General features: G+C 43.2%; 20 protein-coding genes. 18 read left to right on the forward strand and 2 right to left on the reverse strand.

What is annotated here, in order from left to right:
* Positions 1 to 133: 133 nt before the first annotated feature.
* From M8E35_RS13040 to ligA, 12 genes are all read left to right on the forward strand, one after another.
* Positions 134 to 874 (forward strand): GntR family transcriptional regulator, encoded by a 741-nt coding sequence (locus tag M8E35_RS13040; RefSeq protein WP_200797954.1) that lies wholly within the window; start codon positions 134 to 136, stop codon positions 872 to 874.
* Between the two features lie 20 nt (positions 875 to 894).
* Positions 895 to 1,536, forward strand: coding sequence for a cobalamin B12-binding domain-containing protein (locus tag M8E35_RS13045; protein WP_252469569.1), 642 nt, complete (start codon positions 895 to 897; stop codon positions 1,534 to 1,536).
* A gap of 265 nt (positions 1,537 to 1,801) precedes the next feature.
* A complete protein-coding gene (locus M8E35_RS13050) occupies positions 1,802 to 2,599 on the forward strand; it encodes a dihydropteroate synthase (protein WP_252469570.1) in 798 nt (265 codons plus the stop codon).
* 69 nt (positions 2,600 to 2,668) lie between these two features.
* Positions 2,669 to 3,841, forward strand: a complete 1,173-nt coding sequence (locus M8E35_RS13055) for a uroporphyrinogen decarboxylase family protein (RefSeq protein ID WP_252469571.1) — start codon at positions 2,669 to 2,671, stop codon at positions 3,839 to 3,841.
* A gap of 19 nt (positions 3,842 to 3,860) precedes the next feature.
* Positions 3,861 to 4,031, forward strand: coding sequence for a hypothetical protein (locus M8E35_RS13060; RefSeq protein WP_200797950.1), 171 nt, complete (start codon positions 3,861 to 3,863; stop codon positions 4,029 to 4,031).
* A gap of 95 nt (positions 4,032 to 4,126) precedes the next feature.
* On the forward strand, positions 4,127 to 4,750 hold the full coding sequence (locus M8E35_RS13065; RefSeq protein ID WP_252469572.1) for a cobalamin B12-binding domain-containing protein: 624 nt from the start codon (positions 4,127 to 4,129) through the stop codon (positions 4,748 to 4,750).
* Between the two features lie 127 nt (positions 4,751 to 4,877).
* Complete coding sequence (locus tag M8E35_RS13070) at positions 4,878 to 6,101, forward strand: MFS transporter (protein WP_252469573.1); 1,224 nt, start codon at positions 4,878 to 4,880, stop codon at positions 6,099 to 6,101.
* 136 nt (positions 6,102 to 6,237) lie between these two features.
* Positions 6,238 to 7,467, forward strand: a complete 1,230-nt coding sequence (locus tag M8E35_RS13075; protein ID WP_252469574.1) for a multidrug effflux MFS transporter — start codon at positions 6,238 to 6,240, stop codon at positions 7,465 to 7,467.
* 109 nt (positions 7,468 to 7,576) lie between these two features.
* A complete protein-coding gene (locus tag M8E35_RS13080) occupies positions 7,577 to 9,418 on the forward strand; it encodes an ASKHA domain-containing protein (RefSeq protein WP_252469575.1) in 1,842 nt (613 codons plus the stop codon).
* Between the two features lie 505 nt (positions 9,419 to 9,923).
* Positions 9,924 to 12,191 carry a DNA helicase PcrA gene (pcrA, locus tag M8E35_RS13085; RefSeq protein WP_252469576.1) on the forward strand — a complete coding sequence of 756 codons (2,268 nt, stop codon included), beginning with the start codon at positions 9,924 to 9,926 and terminating at the stop codon, positions 12,189 to 12,191.
* A gap of 60 nt (positions 12,192 to 12,251) precedes the next feature.
* Positions 12,252 to 13,184 carry a putative manganese-dependent inorganic diphosphatase gene (locus M8E35_RS13090; protein ID WP_252469577.1) on the forward strand — a complete coding sequence of 311 codons (933 nt, stop codon included), beginning with the start codon at positions 12,252 to 12,254 and terminating at the stop codon, positions 13,182 to 13,184.
* Between the two features lie 315 nt (positions 13,185 to 13,499).
* The gene (ligA, locus tag M8E35_RS13095; RefSeq protein WP_252469578.1) at positions 13,500 to 15,482 is read left to right on the forward strand and encodes an NAD-dependent DNA ligase LigA; all 1,983 of its coding nucleotides are present in this window, start codon (positions 13,500 to 13,502) and stop codon (positions 15,480 to 15,482) included.
* 42 nt (positions 15,483 to 15,524) lie between these two features.
* On the opposite strand, the gene M8E35_RS13100 is transcribed toward ligA, so the two are convergent.
* Positions 15,525 to 15,722: a hypothetical protein gene (locus M8E35_RS13100; protein WP_252469579.1), complete on the reverse strand. Its 198-nt coding sequence runs from the start codon at positions 15,720 to 15,722 to the stop codon at positions 15,525 to 15,527.
* Positions 15,723 to 15,905: 183 nt separating this feature from the next.
* On the opposite strand from M8E35_RS13100, the gene gatC reads away from it, so the two are divergent.
* From gatC to gatB, 3 genes are read left to right on the forward strand one after another with little or no spacing between them, the layout of a single operon-like run.
* The gene (gene gatC / locus M8E35_RS13105; protein ID WP_252469580.1) at positions 15,906 to 16,196 is read left to right on the forward strand and encodes an Asp-tRNA(Asn)/Glu-tRNA(Gln) amidotransferase subunit GatC; all 291 of its coding nucleotides are present in this window, start codon (positions 15,906 to 15,908) and stop codon (positions 16,194 to 16,196) included.
* A 26-nt stretch (positions 16,197 to 16,222) separates the two neighbouring features.
* Positions 16,223 to 17,713 (forward strand): Asp-tRNA(Asn)/Glu-tRNA(Gln) amidotransferase subunit GatA, encoded by a 1,491-nt coding sequence (gene gatA / locus M8E35_RS13110; protein ID WP_252469581.1) that lies wholly within the window; start codon positions 16,223 to 16,225, stop codon positions 17,711 to 17,713.
* Positions 17,700 to 19,148 (forward strand): Asp-tRNA(Asn)/Glu-tRNA(Gln) amidotransferase subunit GatB, encoded by a 1,449-nt coding sequence (gene gatB / locus M8E35_RS13115; RefSeq protein ID WP_302049786.1) that lies wholly within the window; start codon positions 17,700 to 17,702, stop codon positions 19,146 to 19,148. The genes gatA and gatB overlap by 14 nt, the downstream gene beginning before the upstream one ends.
* 91 nt (positions 19,149 to 19,239) lie before the next feature.
* Here gatB and M8E35_RS13120 read toward each other — a convergent pair whose 3' ends face one another.
* Entirely contained in the window at positions 19,240 to 19,794 is a 555-nt protein-coding gene (locus M8E35_RS13120; RefSeq protein ID WP_252469582.1) for a flavin reductase family protein, read from the reverse strand.
* 399 nt (positions 19,795 to 20,193) lie between these two features.
* On the opposite strand from M8E35_RS13120, the gene nifV reads away from it, so the two are divergent.
* From nifV to M8E35_RS13135, 3 genes are all read left to right on the forward strand, one after another.
* On the forward strand, positions 20,194 to 21,324 hold the full coding sequence (gene nifV / locus M8E35_RS13125) for a homocitrate synthase (protein WP_252469583.1): 1,131 nt from the start codon (positions 20,194 to 20,196) through the stop codon (positions 21,322 to 21,324).
* Positions 21,325 to 21,770: 446 nt separating this feature from the next.
* Complete coding sequence (locus M8E35_RS13130) at positions 21,771 to 23,168, forward strand: sigma-54 interaction domain-containing protein (protein ID WP_252469584.1); 1,398 nt, start codon at positions 21,771 to 21,773, stop codon at positions 23,166 to 23,168.
* Positions 23,169 to 23,435: 267 nt separating this feature from the next.
* The coding region (locus M8E35_RS13135; protein ID WP_252469585.1) for a thiolase family protein at positions 23,436 to 23,857 on the forward strand (422 nt) is incomplete at its 3' end.

Consider the following 23,857-nt stretch of genomic DNA (forward strand, 5'->3'; position numbering starts at 1 on the left):
GGTACTTCTGTTTTTTTTATTCAATGACTCCTTCGTGTTGACACCCAAATAAGGGCATGCTAGAATTAGCAAAAGTTTGAAATGTATAGACAATTATAGTTAGGAATAGGTGTTTTTGGTGATTCAAACAGATATGATTGATAAGAGCTCCGTGATTCCGATATATTACCAGCTATTTAAACTGCTCGAAGAGCAAATACGCAGGGGTGATCTCAAACCGGGTGAGGCGATACCAACCGAGCATGAAATTTCGTCACACTTTGAAATTAGCCGAATGACGGTTCGGAGGGCTATTGCAGAGTTGGTGTCGGCAGGTATGGTTTATGCACAGCAAGGCAGAGGCACCTTCGTAGCTACGCCTAAATTAGATAATATCGTCTTTGAGCTCAATGATTTTAATCAGGAGATTAAACAGAGAGGGTTAAACTATAAAACCACTCTCTTAGAGGCTAAAATTATTCGGGCAGATAAGGAACTTCGGGATAAGTTCGAACTAGGAGAGGATTACAAGCGATTCTTATATTTCCGAACAGTACTTTCAGCTGAAGATGAACGACTTTCTTATGAAGTGAAATACACAATATACAGTAAGAGTAAACCAATCCTGGAAACGGAACTCAAAGATCCGAGTTTGCCGGGCCTGATTGCCACGCATACAGAATATGTACCAATGAGCGCAAAAAAAGTCCTTCAAGTTGCGGCATGTACTGAAGAAGAAGCGTCAATTCTCGGGATAGCATCCAATTCCCCGGTATTTCTGATTGAGCAGACAGTCTATGATCAGGATCTTAAGCCTGTGGGATGGAGTAAAGCTGTTTACCGGGGAGACCGATATAAACTGACTAGCTATGATGGATGGTATAAAAAAGATTAAGCTAATTGGAGGTTCTTAATTTGAAAGACGAACTACAAATAGCTATGGCGGACCTTGATGAAGAGAGGACCCTAATGCTGGTTGAGGAGAGGGTCAAAGCAGGGTATTCTTCTGTGGAAATTATTGAGAGTTGTCGTCGGGGAGTCGAGGTAGTCGGGGAAAAATATAGCGATAGTCATTATTATCTTTCGGATTTAATTATGTCAGAAGAAATACTTAAAGGGGTTATGCGGATCTTAGAGCCCTATATCCCTACAAATGGCTCTGTAAAGGGCCTGTCGATCGTAATGGGAACTATTGAAGGGGACATTCATGATCTGGGTAAAAATATTATTATCTACCTGTTGCGGTCATCAGGGTATCAAGTGCATGACTTAGGAGTGGATGTAACACCTGAGAGATTCATACAAGCAGTCAATGAAACGAAAGCATCAATTTTGGGGATAAGTGTTTTGCTTTCTTTTTGTATTGGTTCTATTAAGAAGGTCGTTGATCTATTAGAGGATGCCGGTTTGAGAGATAAGGTAAAAGTGGTGGTAGGTGGGTATCCGGTTAATCAAGAGGTGAAAGAATTTACAGGTGCAGATTTTTATGCAAATGACGTCACTGAAGCAATGAGAATTTATCGAGAAATCTTAGAGATAAAAGAGGATTCAGTTTAAATGCATCTAAGACTGATCCAAATATTTGAAAAAATCCATATTGACTGCACAGAGGAGTCGTGGTAATATTTAGACAATTAATTGTCTATACATTTACACAACTCTTTTATTTTTTTAGTGCAAAATTTGTATATACATCTGTACGAATTGAAAACTTTTAAGACATACTTATTTATAATCTGATTACTAAGTTAAAGGAGTTGATAGCTTTAACATTATAAGATTATTAAGACCATAAGAAATTAGGCTCGGGGAGGGTTCTAAGATGTTGATTATTGGTGAAAAGTTAAATAGCTCGATCTCTAGTGTTCGACAGCTAATAAATGATAAAGATTGTGCTGCTATTCAGGACCTGGCCCTAAGACAAGCGGCTGCAGGAGCTGATTACTTAGATTTAAATACTGCACAAGGGGATGAAGCAGTCAATATGGAGTGGCTTGTGCGAACGGTTCAAGAAGTGACAGATACTCCTCTATGTATTGACAGCACTTCTGCTGCAGTAATTAAAAAAGGCTTGGAAACCGTTAAAGGAGACAAGAGCAAGGTTTTAGTCAACTCTATTTCAATGGAAAAAAATCGCCTTGATGAAGTACTGCCTTTAGTCCTCGAATATAAGTGTCCTGTCGTCGGTTTAACCTTAGATGATAACGGGATACCGAAAACTGCTGAAGAGAGAATGATACTTTCAGAACGTCTGGTTGAAATATTAGCTAAGAATAATTACTATCTAGAAAATCTTTACATCGATCCACTCGTACTTCCACAGGCAGTAAGCCACAATAATGCAATGATGTTTTTCCAGTGCCTTACAGATATTAAGCGGTTATTAAGGGTTAAGACGGTTTCTGGGTTAAGTAACATCTCTTTCAATACGCCGAAAAGGAAGGTGGTCAATCGACATTTCTTAACCCTTTGCATGGCTTTTGACATGGATGCGGCCATCCTCGATCCTTTGGACAAGAAAATTATGACCTCAGTCATTACTAACGATTTCCTTTTAGGTAAGGATCGTTTTGGTAAGAAATTCTTAAAAGCCTTTCGTGCTGAATTGTTAGAAGACTAAGGAAGGTTCTATTGGCTATAGTCGGTTAGGTTAAAATTGAATTTGAGAACGCAGGAAGGGGAAATCAGTATGAACGAAAAGGAAATGCTATATCAAAAGAGATTAGAGCGCTACATGACGGCCATGGATTGTGGAAAACCAGATATGGTTCCCGTAGCTTTTGGGGTTGGAGAATGGATTACTAAGTACACAGGGACCACACTCCAAGAGATTTATTATGATCTCGATAAGAGTAATAACGTTGTGAGTGAGATGTTGCCGGGCTTGGATTTCGATATTTTCAAGGGTGGTCCAGCATTATGGTGGCCTCCGATGTTTGATGCAATGGGTTCTAAGTTATATAAATTTCCAGGCATGGGGGTGGACGAAAACTCAACCTTCCAATTCAATGAGCAAGAGTACATGAAAGCAGACGATTACGACGAGTTTATTGCCAGTCCTACGGAATGGCTTGTAAATCACTATTTGCCGAATATTAGCACGGAATTAGAGAATCCTGGTTCCTATAGATCCACTGTGGCCTTAATCAAAGGGGCAGCCGCTTTTGCCATGCAAGGAGGAATTATGGCTGCTGCCTGGGGTAAATGGACCATGGAAAACGGAATTGTCGGACAAGGAACCGGGTTTACCAAAGCGCCTTTTGACACTTTGGGTGATGCCTTACGAGGAATGAAAGGGGTTCTTTTAGACCTTCGTCGCCGGCCGGAGAAAGTTTTAGCTGCCTGCGATGCAATCACTCCCCATAATGTTAATTGCGGTCTGGCAGGAGCTGGAGCAGACACTCGTTTCCCTTGTTTCGTGCCGCTTCATCGCGGAGCCTATCCGTTCCTCAATCCTAAACAATGGGATACCTTCTACTGGCCATCCTTAAAGGCTACAATCGAGGGAATGTGGGCTAAGGGGAAGAGAATGTTGTTCTACGCTGAAGGGGACTGGACTCCCTATCTTGAGAAGATTGCGGAATTGCCGGATAAAAGTATTATTTTTCAGATTGACACTACGGATGCAAAAAAAGCTAAGAAAATCTTGGGTGGGAGATTCTGCCTGCAAGGCGGAGTGCCTACGACTCTGTTAACCTATGGTACTCCGGAAAAAGTAAAAGAACATATTAAGAGAACCTTCGATGAATTAGCCTGTGATGGAGGATTTATCTTAGATACAGGTGGAGTCGTCATGGGGGATGCTAAGAAAGAAAATGCGATTGCTATGATCGAAGCAGCTAGAAAATACGGTATTTATTAATAGGATAGGAGGGGTATCAATGTCTGAAAAAGAAAAAGCATTAAATCCTGATCCTGGAGTGTGTGTTCCATGGGAAGTTAAAAAGGCGGAGATTGGTGAGTTCCCTGGCAATGAGGCAATTACAAAAAAAGAATGGGAAAAGCTCGATGACTTTGCCTATAATTTTATTTGGTTTTGGGCACAACGCTAAGACGGAATATATGAAAACTTCGAAATCAGAGATATAAAGTCAAATCGCTAAGAGATTTTAATGTCAGAAATATCGATCAAAAGGAGTGGGGATATATGCTAACAGATGCTTTATCGATTGCGATTGCTGAATTAGAAGAGGAGCAGGTAGCAGGGTTGGTTAAGGAACGTTTAGATAGTGGAGTTTCGCCTTTGGAAATTGTTAATTCGCTCCAGCAAGGTATGGCTGAGGCTGGCAGTCGGTTTGAAACTGGTGAGTATTTCTTAGGTGAACTGATTATGTGCGGTGAAATTATGCAGGATTCTATGGTTATTTTGGAGCCGCTCCTAATTGGAAGCAATGCAGAGTATAAAGGGAGTATTGTCATGGGGACGGTCAAAGGAGATATCCATGATTTAGGCAAGAACATTGTCGTGATGCTCCTCAAAGGGTCTGGATATAATGTTATAGACTTGGGAGTGGATGTCTCGAAGGAAAAGTTTATTGAGGCTATTAAGGAGTCAAATGCCCCGCTAGTTGGGATGAGTGTTCTATTAACGGGCTGTCAGGAATCCATGAAAGAAACGATTGAGGCCATTCGTGCTGCAGGATTAAACACCAAGGTTCTGATTGGTGGTAACTATATTGATGATATTGTTAAAGACTATGTAGGTGCAGATTACAGTGCTCAAGCAGCTACGGATGGAATTAAAGTTGCTGATGAAATCTTTAGTGTATAAATCTGTTGTTGCGCAAGCGGCAAAAGGGAGAGCAACAGAGATCTAATCAATGGTGAATAGAGGCCTTTTAGGCCTCTACTCATCTTTTAGCAATAATATTTGCAGTAAAGGATAAAGGAGGATTCTCATGAATGATAGTCTAAAACCATCCCCTTCACCTTATCGTTGGGTTATTTTAATCGTAATGTGGTTTGCCATGTTTATTGGGAGTCTTACTCAATTTCAAGTTGCTGCTCTGGCTTTTTGGATTATCCCCGAATTGCAGTTGACGTCATCACAGTTTGCGTTGATTATGTCTGCCCCCATGTTGCCTGCCGTGCTCCTCAGCCTTGCGGCTGGTTCGCTTGCAGACCGGTTTGGAGTAAAAAAAGTGGTCACAGTGGGATTTGCTTTTTCTGTCGCAGGAGTATATTTTCGTTATCTCGCCACAGACTTTACGACATTGTTTAGTTTGATGGTTTTCTCAGGACTCAGTTCAGCCCTACTTAATGCTAATGCAGCTAAGTTGTTAGGTTCGTGGTTTCCGATGAAAAAAATGGGAACAGCAATGGGCCTTTACTTTTCTTCATACTCCGCAGGCATAACGGTTGCCTTAGCAACGTCTGCAATGTTCCCATCTACTAAAAGTGCCTACGTAACAGCAGGGGTGTTGATGCTTTTTGTCTGGATTGCTTGGATGGTATTGATTAAAGTTAAGCCTGTCGGTGCACCAGAAATGCCTGTTATGCCTGTGATCAAGTATATAGGGGTTGTTATAAAGAGCAGAAATGTTTGGCTCGTCGGCTTTGGTTTGATGTTTTTCATGGGCGCCAATATGGCTTTTAACGGATTTTTCCCTAATGCTTTAAACGCTGTACGCGGCGTAGACCCAGTAACAGCTGGATTGTTGGCTTCTATTGTGACTCTTGGGACTATGTTGGGCTCAATTGCAGGCCCAGCTATGTCTGACCATGTCGGTATGATTAAGCCGTTTTTGGCCCCTGTAAGTATTTTGGGAGCATTCGCAATGTATGCTGCCTGGATTGTACCGATTGGGGCGGCAATGTGGGTAACTCTCTTTGTTCTGGGGATCTTAATGGGAATCAGTATGCCGCTCCTTATGACGTTTCCTATGCTGCTTTCCGAAATAGGGCCTGTTTATGCGGGGACTGCTGGCGGAATGATTGCTACACTTCAGCTTCTCGGTGCTTTCGTGATCCCAGCCTTTGTTATCACTCCATTAGCAGGCACAAACTTTAGTATGCTTTTCGGTTTAAGCAGTTTATGTTTTGCCTTGTTAGGAGTGGTGTCCCTTTTTCTTCCTGAACTTGGCACTAAATTACGTGTTAAGATTAAAAATGTCTCTGCATGATTCGTTTCATTTTCCATATATCCCTAAATTAGGAGGTACCCGATTTGGGTGCCTCCTAGTCTAGCTTTCATTTGAGTGCCTCAAGGTGTAAACTAAAATATATTAAAAATGTCACTAGAATGGAGTCAAGAGAACAATGAAGACTAACATCGTTGAAGTTAATCAGAAAAGCCAGAAATACTTAGGAGAAAAAGGCCTGATTATCTTAATCGCCTTCTTAAGTGCATTTATTCCTTTGTCAACCGATCTCTACCTTCCAGCCTTGCCAAGAATGGCCGAAAATTTTAATGCCGCTCCAAGTTTAATTAATCTTACCCTAATATTGTTCTTTATCTTTTATGCTGCAGGCTCCCTTTTTTGGGGACCTCTCAGCGATAAATACGGACGTAAACGTATCTTGTTAATTGGGCTAGCTATTTACACGTTATCTAGTGCTTTGTGCGCTATTTCCGGAAACGTGTATCAACTAATTTGGTTTCGAATTATACAGGCAATTGCCAGTGGAGCGGCAACAGCAGTTGCACAAGCAATGGTAAAGGATTGCTACTCCGGACGAAAACGTGTATCTGTTTTGGCTATAGTTACGTCAATGACCATGGTTGCCCCAATTGTAGCCCCGGTAGTTGGGGCATTGATCTTAAGGTTTACTTCATGGCGCGGGGTATTTATGGTCTTGGCAGTTATGGGCCTTTTAGTTACGCTTGCAGTGATTGCTCTGGAAGAAACCATTGACCAGCGGTCTAATGGAAGTATCCTGCAATCCTTAGGGAGTTTAGGAGTTGTCGCTAAAAACCCAGGATTTATGTCCCTTTTACTTACGTTTTCCCTGATGGCAATTCCTATGATGTCGTTCATTTCATCTTCATCCTATATTTATGTAAACCAATTTGGCTTAAGTGAACAGGTTTACAGTTATTTTTTTGCAGCTAATGCTTTTTTCATGGTGATTGGTCCCTTGCTTTATATGAAGATATCCAGGCTAGTTAAGCCTGTTTGGCTGATCACGGCAAGCTTTGTTATTGCTTGCATAAGCGGTGCATTTATAAGCACGATTGGGATTCATGGCCCCTGGTTATTTACCTTGGCATTAATTCCTGCAACCCTGGCGGGGAGCATCACCCGCCCTCCAAGTGCTAATCTAATGATGGAGCAGCAAAGGGGGGATACTGGAGCAGTTGTATCTCTTATGACTTTTGCCTTTACAGTATTTGGAAGCATTGGTATGATCATTATTTCATTGGATTGGGAAAATAGAGTTCTAGTAATGGGGCTTATGTATATAGTTTTTGCCGTCGCAAGTCTGACGGTCTGGAATCGGATTTCTAAAAAGTCGTTTGTTCAGCATGTTTTAAATAAAGCAGGTTAAGTTTAAACTCAAAAACCAAAGCCTTATGGGTAATATATCGGCTGAATTTTAAAATGATAATGGAACGGTTACTGTAACAGTGCTTTGATTTAACGAAGGAGTGCTAGAGATGATTAATATCACTTTTTTACCCTCGAGAAAAGTTGTTCAGACTCCAGTCGGATCTACTATTCTGCAGGCCGCAAGCGTCGCTGGAGTGCAAGTGGAAAGCACTTGCGGCGGTAAAGGGATTTGTGGTAAATGCAAAGTTCAAATTCTGTCAAAGAACTCTTCTCTAACAGCTCAAGTTTCGTTGATTGAAAAAAAGTTTCTAAGTGCTTCCAAATTATCAGCTGGAGAAGTTTTAGCCTGTCAACGGGTCTTAACTGAGGATATGGTTGTTAAAGTTCAAGAACAAAAGGAGGTCCATAAGCGGAAGACAGATCTTGTTGGGTTAGGGCACGCTGCTATAGCACCAAGTGTAGGAAAGTATCCAATAAAATTGACTAAGCCAAGTGCGGAGGATCAGACTCCAGACTGGGATCGGCTCTTGGCCTCTTTGCCGGTTTCAGGGGTTGACTTCAACCTTTCATTGGCGGCTTCTTTACCAAGGGTATTTCGAGAGGGAGATTTCTTGGTGACGGCAGTGCTAGATGGAGATAAACTTTTAGGAGTGGAACCAGGCGATACGTCTGGGCGTTGTTTTGGAGCGGCGATTGATATCGGGACAACAACGATTGTCGTTTATCTAATGGATCTGAACAGTGGTACAGTTATAAACAGCGGCGCTGTGACAAATCCCCAACAGGCCTTCGGTGCTGATGTCATTTCTCGGATTACTCACGCAGCGAAGGGTCCAGACCAATTGAGAGAGTTACAAGAAAAGGTGATCGAGGGACTCAATACAATTATTGCGCGATTATGCCAAGAAAGCGGAATAAGCAGGGTGGAAATTTACCAGGTTGTAGCTGTGGGCAACACAACATTGGCCCACCTGTTTCTCGGAATTGATCCAACCTATTTGGCCCCAGCGCCGTTTATACCTGTCTTTAGTAGATCAGTTGAAGTACAAGCGAAGGAGTTGGGACTAAAAATTTTAGATACTGGGACCGTTATATTGCTTCCTAATGTGGCTGGTTATGTTGGATCAGATACGGTAGGAGTTATGTTAGCGGCGGAGGCAGATCGTTTACCCGGGGTCAGCCTAATCGTAGATATAGGCACGAACGGAGAAATTGTTCTGTGTGGGAAGGATAGAATCTTAACCTGCTCAACTGCTGCGGGACCTGCTTTCGAAGGGGCGGAGATTAAATATGGTATGCGTGCGGCAGAGGGTGCTATCGAAGGTGTGCGAATTACTGAGGATGTTGAATTAGATGTCATCGCTGGGGGTAAGCCAAGAGGAATATGTGGCTCCGGCCTGATTGATGCTATCGCCGAAATGCATAAAGTCGGGGTTATTACCCCTACAGGTCGATATGCCAGTGGACCTGTACTTGAAAAGCTTCCCTCCTCGGTGCGCGACCGGTTGCGCAAAACCGCACGGGCAAGCGAGTTTGTGCTGGTATGGGGGGATGATTCTGCCACAGGAGAGGATATCATACTTTCCCAAAAGGATATCCGAGAAATGCAGCTTGCAAAAGGAGCCATTATGGCTGGGATTATGATTCTATGCCGGGAAATGGGAATTGCTCCACAGGAAATCGACAGAGTCCTGCTTGCCGGAGCGTTTGGCAATTATATTAGGAAGGAAAGTGCTGTAAGAATTGGATTGTTGCCGTCCTTGCCATTGGAACAGATTGTGACGATTGGGAATGCTGCTGGTGATGGGGCAAAAATGGCCTTGATATCGACGGAAGAGAGAACTCGAGCGGATTTGCTTTCTAGGCGGGCTGAGCATGTGGAACTTTCTAATAAGAAGGAATTTCAGCAAGAATTACTGAAAGGACTGGATTTTAAGGCAATGGTTTAAGCTAATTATAGCCGGATCTATTTATGGCCGTTTGCAATCCCTTTGCAAACGGGCAATTCTGTAGCTCAGATGTCTCAGGAAGAATCCGGGCTCGCCCTATTCTTAAGTAAGCTCTTGTTAAGTGAGGGAAATAATAATAAGGTTAATAGAGACAAGTCTCCATTAACCTTATTTATGTTGCTATATTTTATTTTCGAGAGAGGCTAGTGTCATTTGCCCTTCCACTCCACCATCCTTCGGCATTTTATTTGTTTTTACACCCGTTTTCTTGCATATTTTTCCTTAAAAATGAAAATCCAGAAGTTCCTATACTCTGTAGAGGAGGTAATATTTTAAAATTATGGTCAAATGGCTTATAATATAAGTTCCCCTATCGCGTCCATTACCTTTTGGTATAGCAAATAATTATTGTGATATCTTAAAGAAGACATGACTGATAGCAAATCAAGCTACAGCAGGACGTACAGTATGTTATAATAAGCACAAGAAGTGAGGTGAAGTGGTCTTGTACCGGTTAGACGATTTAAATCCTATGCAGCGGGAAGCTGCAGAGCATAAAGAAGGGCCGCTTCTAATTTTGGCGGGAGCAGGGTCGGGGAAGACTCGAGTGCTAACCTACAGAATTGCCCATTTGATTGCTCAGGGAGTAGAACCCAGCAAAATATTAGCAATTACGTTTACCAATAAAGCGGCGAAAGAGATGCGGGAACGAGTGACCACTTTGCTGGGCAGTGAGGGATATGGACTTTGGGTTACGACATTTCACTCAGCATGTGTCCGCATTTTGAGACGTGAAATTGATAATCTGCCAGGATATACTAAAAACTTTGTTATTTACGATACGGGAGATCAACAGTCAGTTATCAAAGCCTGTTTAAAAGAACAAAATTATGACGAAAAGAAATTCCCAGTGCGCAGTGTTGCGGCGGTTATTAGTGATGCCAAGAACAAACTGCAAGATCCTGAAGAGTTTTCCTATAAGGCTGCCAGTTATTTTGAACAAAAAGTTGTAGATATTTACCGTTCTTATCAGAAACGACTGAAGAGTAATAATGCTCTTGATTTTGATGATATTATCATGCTCACGGTTCAGCTCTTTCAGCAAAGAGACCATGTCTATCGGTACTATCAGGATAAATTCCGCTATATTATGGTGGATGAGTACCAAGATACGAACCATGCTCAGTATATGCTGATTAAACTTTTGGCGAGTAAATATCGCAATCTCTGTGTGGTGGGAGATGATGATCAATCCGTCTATGGATGGCGCGGGGCGGATATCCAAAATATCCTTGATTTTGAGAGGGATTATCCGGAAGCTAAAGTCATTAAACTGGAACAAAATTATCGTTCGACTCAGAAGATTCTTAATGCCGCTAATGCAGTGGTTAGTAATAATGAATCACGTAAAGAAAAGTCACTCTGGACTGAAAATTCGGAGGGACAGTCTGTGGTGTGTTATGTTGGGGCTGATGAGCGAGATGAGGCCAGCTATGTTGTTAATCGTATCCAACGGTTACATGAGCTGGAAGGGCGCCCCTTTAATGATTTCGCTATTCTTTACCGGACGAATGCCCAATCCCGTGCTCTGGAGGAGCGTCTGATGAAGGAGTCTACGCCCTATCGTGTTTTCTCAGGGCTGAAATTCTATCAGCGTATGGAGATCAAGGACATCTTAGCTTATTTACGAGTCCTCTATAATCCTGCTGATCAAGTGAGCTTTGCTCGTGTGCTTAATGTGCCTAAACGAAGCCTGGGAGACACCACTCTGCAAAAAATTTTAGAATATGCTAATGAACAAGGAATGCCTGTGCTGGACGCAATTTTGGAGGCTGAGTATATTCCGGAATTGACAACACGTGCTAAGAAACCGTTAATCGCCTTTGCCCACCTGATGCAGGGTTTGATAAGTTTTGCCCGAGAGTCAAGTGTCTCTGATTTGGTGGAAGAGATTCTGAACAAGACAGGGTACAAAGCGATCCTAGAGGCGGAAGATACACCAGAAGCGGAGACGCGTTTGCAAAACCTGATGGAATTTCTCTCCGTAACGGCTGAGTATGATGCGAAAGCAACTTTGGCTGCTCAAAATGCCTTAAATGATGGGGCTGAAGAAGAGGTTGTCCCGGGCTTGAGCGGATTCTTAGAACAGGTTTCTTTAGTTGCTGATATTGATGAATTAGACCAAGCTGAGGAAGCTGTAGCTTTGATGACCATGCATAGTGCGAAGGGGCTGGAATACCCGGTTGTTTTTGTGGTTGGTATGGAAGATGGCATTTTTCCCAGTAGCCGTTCACTCGTGGAACCGGCTGTTTTAGAAGAAGAACGTCGACTTTGCTATGTCGCCATCACCCGAGCGAGGGAAAAACTATACCTGTGTAATACAGAGATGCGGATGCTCTATGGCAAGACGCAATACAATCAGCCCTCTCGCTTTTTGATGGAGATTCCGTCCGAATTAATGACGGATATTGACCCGCTTGATCCGCCAAAACGTCGTCCTGTTGCTCCGTCTAAACCGGCAGGGAGACGGAATGCCGTGTCAGATCGAACCATTCCTTTAGGTTCGGGGTCGTGGGAAAAGGATTTTGGAAGCAAGGTGGTTATTAAAGGGGGTGAGGCGCATCATATAGGAGAAAAAGTGGAACACGCGACGTTTGGTCGAGGGATTATTGTCTCCATAAAGGGAGAGGGAAATCAGGCAGAACTGACGATTGTTTTTGACAGTGGAATCAAGAAATTAATGGCTGAGTATGCCAAGTTAACGAAACTGTGACATTTTTTATCCCATGGTGCATTTCAAAAATTGAGGAAGAGAAAGGTTTAGGTGTTAAATATGTCTGATGTAATTTATATTGTTGGTCATAAAAGTCCAGATACAGATTCTGTTTGCTCAGCGATCGCTTTGGCTAAGTTGAAAGAACTCACGGGGACAGCCAATGTTGTTCCTTGTTCAGCTGGAAAACTCAATAAAGAGACTGAGTATGTACTTGATTTTTATGGAGTAGCTATTCCTCAGGTCTTAGAGTCCGTAGAAGCAGGTCAAAAGTTGGTTCTTGTTGACCACAATGAGTGGGGCCAAGCGGTTGCTGGTGGAGACCAAGCTAAACTTATCGAAGTTATCGATCATCACAAAATCGGTGGCCTTCAAACAGCTGATCCTATCCATATCCGCATCGAGCCTGTCGGTTCCACATGTACAATTGTAGCTAAGGCTTATAAGGAAGCTGGCTTAGTTCCTGAAAAAGCAATTGCTGGAATTTTACTCGCAGCTATTCTTTCTGATACAGTAATCTTTAAATCCCCAACTTGCACTGAGGAAGATAAGGCAATCGCTGCTGAACTCGCTGCGATCGCAGGAGTTGATCCAAAAACTTTTGGTATTGACATGTTCAAAGCGTCTTCCAACATTGCAGAGCGCACCCCGCAAAGTATGATTGAGGAAGACCTCAAAGCCTTCACCATGGGAGCTCATAAAATTGGTGTTGGACAAGTCAGCCTCATGGGAATGGAAGGATTCGAAGACGTTCGGGCAAACTTAACCGCCGCTATTGAAGCTCATCGTGTAGCTCAGGAAATGAAATATCTTTGCTTAATGATTACAGATATTTTAACTGATCACACAGAGCTGATCGTTAAAGGGGACAACCCTGAAGAAGTAGCTAAAGCCTTCGGCAAAGAGATTGTCAATGGAAGCGTTGCGTTGCCAGGCGTTCTTTCCCGTAAGAAGCAAGTTGTTCCACAAATGACAACATATTTCCAAGGCTAATTATTATTACCTAATAACCTCGCCGAATAAGAGAATTGAAGGGGATGTAACTGAACTGTTTTGAGGTTTGTTACACCCCTTTTTGTTTAGGAATTTTCCATATATATAGAGGATTATTCTCCACTTGGTTGGTGAATAATCCTCTATTTGTGGGTTGGCGAAACCACCAAGTAAGTTTTGGGTCGTTTTTTAAGGTGGATAATGATTTAGTGAGCGATATCATGGAAAGAATAGTATGAATTAGTTATTTACTTTTAAAGGCTCGTCATATGAATTATAATTAAGTCACATTTACGTTGGAAGCGAGGAATTTTGGTGCAGGATGAATTCGAGCGCATAGCGATGCTTCGTAAAAAACTAGAAGAGGCCAATAAGCAGTATTATGAATTAGACCAGCCCCGCATCACGGATGCAGAATACGATGCTCTCATGCGTGAGCTTCTGGACTTGGAAGCCAAGCATCCAGACAGGGTTACTCCGGATTCTCCGACTCAACGCGTTGGGGGAGCGGTAGCCAAAGAGTACACGAAAGTGCGGCATTTGGAACCCCTCCTTAGTTTGGACAATGCATTTGACCCGGGAGATTTGCGTGAGTTTGACCGAAGAGTAAGCCAAGTGTCTGCCTCAGTGGAGTATGTGGTAGAACTCAAAATCGATGGCTTAACAGTTGCCCTGACCTATGAGGATGGGCTTATGGTACGTGGAGCCACTCGGGGAGACGGCTCTGTAGGAGAAGATATTACCGCTAATGTCAAAACCATGGGATCGATTCCTCTGCGTTTGAACAAGACGGTTCCGAGGTTAAGTGTTAGGGGAGAAGGGTATATGCCCAAAGCCTCTTTTGCTCGTTTGAATCAAGATCGTGAAGAAGAAGGGCAATCCACCTTTGCCAATCCTCGCAATGCCGCAGCAGGGTCATTACGTCAGCTGAATTCTCGAATCACTGCTGAGCGCAAACTCGACTACTTTGCCTATCAAGTCTTATCAGCGAAGGAATTAGGATTACATAACCAAATAGACGTGCTTACCTATTTAAAAGAACAGGGTTTTGTCGTAAACCCTGAATACAAAGTCTTTAGCAATATTGAAGAGGTCATTACTTATTGTGAGCTAATGGCAGCAGAGCGTCATCGTTTCCCCTATGATATTGACGGTTTAGTAATTAAAGTGAATGAATTTGACCTTCAACAGGAACTTGGCTTTACCGCGAAAAGCCCCCGTTGGGCGATTTCTTATAAATTTCCAGCGGAGCAAGTTGAAACGGTCATTGAAGATATCATCATCCGAGTAGGGCGGACGGGAGTTTTGACGCCTACAGCGGCCCTTAAAGCTGTTTCTGTAGCAGGGTCCACTGTTAGCCGCGCTACACTCCATAATCTAGATAACATTCGAGAAAAGGATATCCGTATCGGAGATCATGTGCTCTTACATAAAGCTGGGGATGTGATCCCAGAAGTTGTCCGAGCCTTACCCGAAAAACGTACCGGCGAGGAAAAGCTTTTCAAAATGCCGGATCTCTGTCCGGAGTGCCAGAGTCCTGTTTTGCGGGAGGAAGGGGAAGCGGCCTACCGCTGTCAAAGTATCATTTGCCCGGCTCAACAACGTGAGGGGATAATTCATTTTGTCTCTCGAGATGCTATGTCAATTGATGGGTTAGGACCCGCGGTTGTTCAACAGCTTCTAGAGGCCGGGTTGATCAAGGATGCCGCCGATCTGTATTCATTAACGTTCGATAATTTGACTCCAGTGGAACGGATGGGCAAAAAATCAGCGGAGAATTTAATGAAGGCAATTGAAGACAGCAAAGAGCGAGGCTTGGCTCCCTTGATTTTCGCCATGGGAATCCGCCATACGGGAGTAAAAGCAGGTAAGATCTTGGCACAGACCTTTGGCTCTATGGAAAAACTGCAGGAAGCAACTCTTGAGGACCTCCAAGCGATCCCAGATATCGGTCCCGCGATGGCTGAAAGTTTGCTCCAGTTTTTCAAGTTGGAGAGTACGGCGCAATTTTTAACTAAATTGAGTGAAGCCGGTGTAAATATGACCGCAGGAACTTCGACTAAATCGCAGATATTCGCGGGTAAAAGCATCGTGGTGACTGGTTCGCTGGAACGTTGGGAACGGCGAGAGATTGAGACACTCATCGAGGAGTATGGTGGAAAAGCAGCAAGCAGTGTCAGTAAGAAGACTGCTTTTGTCATTGCTGGAGAGAAGGCTGGCTCTAAGCTTGTGAAGGCTCAAGGGTTGGGAGTGCCGATTTTGACCGAAGAGGAATTTGAAGAGATGATTAAGCATTAATTAGTGAAAGACAGTCTCACTTCATCAGAGTGAGACCGTCTTTCACGTTTTGTTTTCAGTTTGCTGAGTTTGTAACTTGATTAGCTGATCTAACTTCTGTACCAGCTCTTTATCCGTTGCTTCTTTTCGTTTAAAAAACCGTATTGCACTTACTATTAAGTATATGAAGAGTAAGGGAAGTAAAAGGGAAAAAATTGTAGCTAAAATCGTGAAATCAAATTGTATTGGGTTGCCCTCCATAAATAATCACCTCCATGTGAAAAGTATATCATCTTTATCCCTAAAGGAACATAATTCCAGATTAAGAACTTAACGCCGATAAGGTTCCTGCCGCGGAAAGTAAGCCGTTTTTATTGCTCCCTTCCTCTATATTTGTTATGATAAAGGATAAAGCAACAAAATATCCAAGGGAAGGTGAATAAGTTGTCAATTTCACGTGAAGACGTTGAATACGTGGCGGCATTGGCGCGCCTAGAGTTAACTGAACAAGAAACTCAAGAGTATACCGAGCAACTTAACTCCATTTTAGGCTATGCGGCAATGTTGGAGAGATTAGACACGACCGATGTGGTACCTACGGCTCATGCTGTTCCTTTGCACAATGTACTGCGCGAGGACCAAGTGGGATCATCTATTAATCATGAAAAAGCCCTCAGGAATGCCCCCGATGGGGAAGAGGGGTTCTTTAGAGTACCGAAAATTAGTTTGACTTAGTTTGATTGGAAAGGAGACTGCGGAAGTTGGAATCAGTGAGTATAGGGAAGTCAGTCAGTGAACTGCATGAACTGCTCGTTCATAAAGACATAAGCTCCACAGAATTGACTAAAGCATACATAGACCGGATCCAGGCAGTGGATCCAGATTTGCAAGCGTATTTAACAGTCTTAGAAGATGAAGCTATGGCCCAAGCGGCTGAGGTTGACCAAAAGATCGCCCAGGGAGAAACCCTAAAACCTTTAGAGGGTATTCCGATGGCCCTCAAAGACAATATGTGCACAGAAGGAATTCGGACAAGCTGTGCTTCAAAAATGCTTGAAAATTTTATTCCTCCTTATAATGCGACCGTCACAAATCGGTTGCGGGCTGCGGGAACCATACTTCTCGGTAAGCTGAATATGGACGAGTTTGCCATGGGTTCTTCGACGGAGAATTCTTATTTCACCAAGACTCGCAATCCTTGGAATTTAGAGTGTGTCCCAGGGGGATCTTCAGGAGGGTCTGCTGTTGCTGTAGCAGGGGATGAAGCAACTTTTACCTTGGGCTCAGACACGGGGGGATCTATCCGCCAGCCGGCCGCGTTCTGCGGAGTGGTGGGAATGAAGCCAACCTACGGAGCGGTCTCACGGTTGGGTTTAATCGCCTTTGCATCCTCACTCGATCAGATTGGTCCTTTCACTAAAACCGTACGAGACAATGCCTTGGTGATGAATGCGATTGCCGGCTATGATGCACTGGATTCTACTTCAGTTCCCTATGAAACGCCCGATTATACGAAGTTTCTGGTTAACGATATTAAAGGTCTGAGGATCGGGATTCCCCGTGAGTACTTTGGGGAAGGAATTGATCCCGATGTTGCAAAAGGGATTAAAGCTGGGATTCAAACCCTGATTGATCTGGGGGCAGAAGTAGCTGAATGTTCATTACCTCATACGGAATATGCAATTCCGGCGTATTACCTGATTGCTACAGCTGAAGCGAGCTCTAATCTGGCTCGTTATGATGGCGTTCGTTATGGATATCGGGCTGATTCTAACGATGTTTTAGGGATGTTCAAGAAGACTCGGGCTGAAGGATTTGGGCAAGAAGTAAAACGAAGAATCATGCTTGGAACCTATGCCCTGAGTTCAGGATATTATGATGCCTACTATCTTAAAGCGCAAAAGGTCAGAACTCTGATTAAGCAGGATTTTGATAAAGCGTTTGAGAAGTTTGACGTGCTGCTTTCACCGACTGCTCCGACACCAGCATTTAAATTCGGGGAAAAATCTGCGGACCCCTTGGCTATGTACTTATCTGACATTACGACCGTCCCGATTAACCTGGCGGGTATTCCGGCAATTTCTATTCCTGCGGGATTTGTTAATGGCCTGCCGATCGGCATGCAACTAATGGGTAAAGCGTTTGGAGAAGGTGCGTTGTACCGTGTAGCTTATACCTTTGAGCAAAACACGAATTATCACTCGTTAAAACCAAATCTGTCAGGGGAGGTGCTGACTTGTGGTAGTCGCTAACAAATACGAAATGGTCTGTGGGTTGGAAGTTCACGTCGAACTCCAAACGAAGACAAAGATTTTTTGCAGCTGTACAACCGAGTTCGGAGGAGAGCAAAACACGCATGTCTGCCCAGTGTGCCTGGGAATGCCAGGTGCTCTCCCCGTTTTAAATCGCGAAGTGGTTAATTACGCGATCAAAGCTGGATTGGCTTTGAATTGTGAAATCGCGGAGTTTTCTAAGTTCGACCGTAAAAACTACTTTTACCCGGATTTATCTAAAAATTATCAGACATCCCAGTTCGACCTGCCGATTTGTGGCAAGGGCGGTTTAGAGATTGAAGTAGACGGGGAGAAAAAGTGGATTGGAATTACTCGGGCCCACATGGAGGAGGATGCCGGTAAGCTCGTGCATAGCGGGGATACCATCACAACCTCTAATGAGTCTTCGGTAGACTATAACCGAGCTGGTGTACCGCTGTTGGAAATCGTGTCAGAGCCTGATATGCGCTCGATTCCTGAAGTGCTCGCTTACTTAGAAAAATTAGTTCAGATCTTGGAGTATACGGAAGTTTCGGACTGCCGTTTAGAACAAGGCTCAGTACGATTCGATATTAATGTTTCGTTGCGACCGATGGGAGCGACAACCCTAGGAACACGAACGGAAACGAAAAACTTGAACTCCTTTAGCTCAGTGCGACGGTGCATGGAATATGAAATAGCACGTCAGGCCAGAGTATTAGACGCGGGCGAAAAGGTGGTTCAAGAGACACGAACTTGGGATGAAGGGCAAGGGGTTACGTTAACCCTTCGCTCCAAGGAAGAAGCTCATGATTACCGCTATTTCCCTGAACCCGACTTAGCACCGTTAGTTATTGATCGGGAATGGGTGGAAAGAATCCATAAAACTCTTCCCGAGCTTCCGGAGGCACGGCGTGCTCGGTTGCAAGTCTTAGGATTGTCAGCTTATGATGCTGGGGTTATCACGCAATCAAAAGCTTTGTCGGACTTCTTTGATGCGGCTCTCTCGAGTTATGAGGATGCCAAGACCTTGGCAAATTGGGTGATGGGAGATGTTACTCGTTTGCTCAATACAAATCAGTGCAGTGTAGTTGATTCTCCGATTTCAGCAGCCCAATTAGCGGAGCTTCTCGGGCTCATTGATAAAGGAACGATTAGCGGCAAAATTGCCAAGAGTGTTCTGGAAGATATGTACAGTACAGGTAAGGATGCCGGGGTTATCGTCAAAGAAAAGGGACTTGCCCAAATCAGTGATGAAGGTGCACTGCTTGGAATAATCGACGACGTAATTTCAGCTAACCCCCAATCGGCAGAGGATTACAGAGCGGGAAAAGATCGAGCAATCGGGTTCCTCGTGGGTCAGATCATGAAGGCGACCAAGGGACAAGCTAATCCAGGTCTGGTCAATAAATTACTCAAAGAAAAACTATCTTAAACAAGCTTTGACGATAAGGGCTTCTCTTTTACGAGAAGCCTTTATCATAAAGGGATATTGAGCCGCAGTGCAGACGATAGATACTTGTTTCTTATGATTGGACCAGGGTTCGTCCGGCAGTAAATATATTGCCCACCGCTTGATTTAAATCACAATAATAGGAGTCCATCATGATTATTGGATTAATCTTGATAGGATCTGGTTTACCATTTGTCAGGCATTGTTCATTTCCGTAAACTGCCACAATTTCTCCCAGAAACATTTCAAAGTCGAAGATAGGTATGGTCTGTATAACTTTGCACAGATAATTTAAGGAACATTCACTTATCATAGGGGCTTTTCCGATTTCATCATAAAAGGGCGTAAATACATTTGACTTGTCAGTTGTTTTTCCCGATACGATACCGCAGTAATCAGTTTTCTGAACTAATTCTGCAGAGGGGATATTGACACTGAAATATCCATTTTCTTTTACGCCTAAAGTTGTGTGATGGGTACTTTTCAAGGAAATATAAAGTACTGGTTTCATGCTAACCACACCGTATGCGCCAAGGGTGGCATAATTAGGCTTGCCATTAACATCTGCACCTACAAGGACAGTTGGGAAAGGGCCGAAAGGCCTATTTTGGATTTTAATCTTTGCCATAACGATCACTCCTTCTTTTAGATTTAATTGTTTCTAAATACTTTATAGAATATAACAAACATCATCGGAAAAGTATAGACTTATAATTTACTTTGAGATATAATATTGTAAAGCTATGCCCTGGGATGATGGTTTTATTCTAAATCATTCTAGCGAACGATACTAAGCTGATGATCCGAAGAAGGAAAATCAGCTTTTAATTATTCAGGGTATACACTTTAGATTTTCTCCTTTTTTACTACTGAGTTAAGGTTAGTCCACTGAAAATCAATAAAAAGTATACAGTATAAGGAAATTAGACCCCTTCAAACTTTTGGGGTATTATGGTAGTATAATTAAATATGATGTTGATGTTTTTTATGCAGGATTTGTTTTAGTCGATGAAGAGGGGTGAGTTAATTGAGACATTTAACGATTGTTGATACTACTTTGCGTGATGGCGAGCAAACCGCTGGCGTTGTTTTTTCGAATCAAGAAAAATTACGAATTGCTCGGTTACTCGATGAGCTAGGAGTTCATCAGATCGAAGCCGGAGTCGCGGTCATGGGCGGAGATGAAAAGCGAGCTATTAGTGATATTGTAAAATTAGGATTAAATTCAAGCATCATGGGCTGGAATCGTGCAGTTATCTCAGATATTGAGGCCTCATTGGCTTGTGGTGTTGATGCCGTAGCAATTTCTATTTCAACCTCAGATATTCATATTGAACATAAACTCATGACTACTCGTGAGGATGTTTTAGAACGGATGGTTAAGGCAACTGCCTTTGCCAAACGGGAAGGAATGTATATATCCGTTAATGCGGAAGATGCTTCACGGTCAGATATGGATTTTCTTGTACAATTTGCAAAAGAAGCTAAAAAGGCGGGCGCTGATCGCTTACGCTATTGTGATACTGTAGGAATTTTAGATCCGTTCGCAACCTATGATAAAATTAGAATCCTAGTTGAAAAAGCTGGCATTGACGTCGAAATGCATACCCATGATGATTTCGGAATGGCAACAGCTAATGCTCTTGCGGGAGTAAAGGCTGGAGCGTCGCATGTTGGCGTAACGGTAAATGGCTTAGGGGAACGTGCTGGTAATGCTGCTTTAGAAGAAGTCGTTATGGCGTTAAAGCACTTACTGGATACGGATCTGAGCTTTGCGACGGAACGCTTTGTAGAGGTTTCTGAATATGTTGCTCGGGCTTCAGGGCGGATGCTTCCACCATGGAAATCGATCGTTGGGAGTAACATGTTTGCACATGAGTCGGGAATTCATGCAGATGGAGCACTTAAGAATCCTCGAACATATGAGGCGTTCAGCCCTGAGGATGTAGGACTTGAAAGGCAGATTGTGATTGGAAAACACTCGGGAACCGCATCAATCAAGGCCAAATTTTGGAATGAGTATGGCAAAGAGATGACGGATGAAGACGCTAATGAGATGCTCAAACGGGTTAGATCTTTAGCAGTAGATATGAAGCGATCGCTGTTTGACAAAGAACTTGTTTACATTTATAGCGATATGTTGAAGCAACGAAAGTAAATACAAAACTGTGAAAGTAAGACGGCTGTTAGCCGTCTTTTTTTATACTAGTCAGAAAGTATAACTTTCAGTTGCATACTTTCTGGAAGCATAAGTGCAACTAAGGCTTCCGCCGGCGCCTGAAGGCTTGGCGCAAGCCAAGTTTTCTTTAGTTGGTTATCACGATTACTACTACTATTCCCCCTGCTTATGCAGGAGGATTTTTTCGAGTTTCCTGACTTTTACGGCTCAAAGCGGTTGGCAAATACATTTTCGGCAAAAATAACAGAAGTGTGGTTGCCTCCGTCCAGTGTATCTTAGATTTTAGTAAATAGAGGAGTAATTTGTATTAATATAATTAACTGAATATTCTTCTAATTATATTCGTTATAAGATATTATGGTAACAAATGTAATAATAACCGTGCGGGTTTGGATGGGGTGGTATAAATAATCTGGAATACGGAAATGACGTTTCGAGCTATGATAAGTTCAATTAGTGATGGCATCTATATAACGGATTCCCAGGGAGACTGTGTTGCCCATAATGAAGCCTTCTTGCATATTACGGGAATTCCAATAAATATCTTGGGACGGAACGTTAGTACACTTATAGACGATAACTTGATATCAGACTCGGCAACAATTGAGGTCATTAGAAGTGGACAGCGTACGTCTAAAATAATAATATATCCAAGTGGTTGCGAGGCCTTAGTAACTGGTAATCCAGTCTTTGATAATGACGGCAAATTGATAAATGTGGTGTGCGAGGTGCGTGATTTAAGTGAACTAAATACATTGAAAGATGAATTAAAGCGTTCTAAACAGCTTAACAAGCAGTACAGGGAGATTCTTAAAAACTATGGTCCTGCTGTGAGCAATGAGCTGGTAACGGTACGCGATCCTAAAATGCAAAGCATGTTAGATGCATTACCCAGAATCGGTGATTCTGACGCAACGGTGCTGATCAACGGAGAGTCTGGGGTAGGAAAAGGACTGATTGCTTCGTTGATCCATGAGCATAGCAGTCGCAGCACGAAAGGAAAGTTCATAAAGGTGGACTGCAGCGCGATTCCATCTTCATTGATGGAATCAGAATTATTCGGCTATGAGGGGGGAGCGTTCACAGGTGCGAAACGAGAGGGCAAGCCGGGATTGCTGGATCAAGCCAATCACGGCACAGCCTTCATGGATGAGATAGGAGAGTTGCCCCTGTTTCTCCAAGTAAAACTGCTTAGTGTATTACAAGACCATAAAATTCTGCGAGTTGGAGGAACGACGCCTCGGTTGATGGACATTAGGTTTGTATGCGCCACTAATCGAGATCTAGAAAAGATGGTGGATGAGGGGACATTTCGTAAGGACCTCTATTACCGACTAAATGTCATACCCGTTGGAATACCGCCCTTAAGAGAACGAAAAGAGGATATATTTGTATTAACCCTGTCCTTCTTGGACAAATTCTGTAAAAAATATCATCGCAATCTGAGCTTTGTCCCGGAAGCAATGGACTGCTTATATGAATACTCTTGGCCCGGAAATGTGCGTGAGCTGGAAAATGTCGTGGAACGATTGGTTGTACTAAGCCAAACGGGTCTAATTGAGAAAGCGGATTTACCGGAGAAGATTCGACAGGCTAGTGAGGTGGTTGTTTTGACCGTTCCCTCGAGCGAAAACAATCGGAAAGTAATTCCGCTGAAAGCGGCAGTGGCGGCAACCGAACGGCAATGGATTGAGCGAGCTTTCCAGCAAAACAAACAGCTCGGGCCAACCGCACAGGCTCTTGGTATCGACATCTCCACTCTTTTGAGAAAATGCAAAAGATTGGGAATAAGACGAACTGCAACATTAGCAGAAATGCCATGAATAGGCCACTTAGCCTAGGCTGAATTGCGTAGGTGTCCGGCAGCATTGCGACAACATTAAGACGTAGAGAGTTGGCAGAGGAGGCCTTTACTATATTTCTGAATATTCGGTAAATGTGGCACAATTCTTGCTCTAGTATAAGTCTAGAAGCAGGAAGGGGGTGCCACATTTTTAATACGTTAATGATACTTAGACAGAATTGACCAAGCGAATCGGTAAAAAAGGTGTTTCTTGTAATGAATGAATTAAGGTATGAGGAGGAGAATTATGAGACCAGTGTATATGGTATCTGGTGGGATCACAAAATTTGCCAAATCCACCCCTAAAAAGGATTTTCGTTATATGGCTAAAGAGTCTTTTGATCAGGCCATGGCGGATATACCTAATTTGACTTTAGACCAGATTGACGGCTCGGTCATCGCCTATTTTTCTGATCACTTTACCCGTCAGTTAATGGCAGGGATTATGGTACAAGATTATTTAGGACTTACCCCAAAGCCTTCCAAACGGGTCGAGTCTGGAGGCGCAACGGGAGGAATGGGTTTTCAAGCAGCCTGGGAGGCTATTGCCAGTGGACGGATGAATGTTTGTGCGGCCGTAGGGTTCGAAACTATGTCCCATGTAAATACCTGGAAGGGGAATGAGTTTATAGCTCTTGCGTCAGATGTTAACTTTGATTACCCAGTTGG

The sequence above is a fragment of the Desulfosporosinus nitroreducens genome (assembly GCF_023897015.1).
Lineage (GTDB): Bacteria > Bacillota > Desulfitobacteriia > Desulfitobacteriales > Desulfitobacteriaceae > Desulfosporosinus > Desulfosporosinus nitroreducens.